Source organism: Arthrobacter sp. RT-1 (assembly GCF_003367205.1).
In the GTDB taxonomy this organism is placed as follows: Bacteria; Actinomycetota; Actinomycetes; order Actinomycetales; family Micrococcaceae; genus Arthrobacter.
Genome location: NZ_QRGQ01000042.1, coordinates 1 through 302 on the forward strand (window position 1 = coordinate 1; position 302 = coordinate 302).

1 rRNA gene is annotated in these 302 nt (G+C 57.3%); it reads left to right on the forward strand.

Going from position 1 to position 302, the window contains the following annotated elements:
• A 16S ribosomal RNA gene (locus DXK94_RS19730) occupies positions 1–302 on the forward strand; the annotation flags it as partial.

Genomic DNA, 302 nt, shown 5'->3' on the forward strand with positions numbered 1-302 from the left:
GGAGTACGGCCGCAAGGCTAAAACTCAAAGGAATTGACGGGGGCCCGCACAAGCGGCGGAGCATGCGGATTAATTCGATGCAACGCGAAGAACCTTACCAAGGCTTGACATGAACCGGACCGCCGCAGAAATGTGGTTTCCCCTTTGGGGCTGGTTTACAGGTGGTGCATGGTTGTCGTCAGCTCGTGTCGTGAGATGTTGGGTTAAGTCCCGCAACGAGCGCAACCCTCGTTCTATGTTGCCAGCACGTGATGGTGGGGACTCATAGGAGACTGCCGGGGTCAACTCGGAGGAAGGTGGGG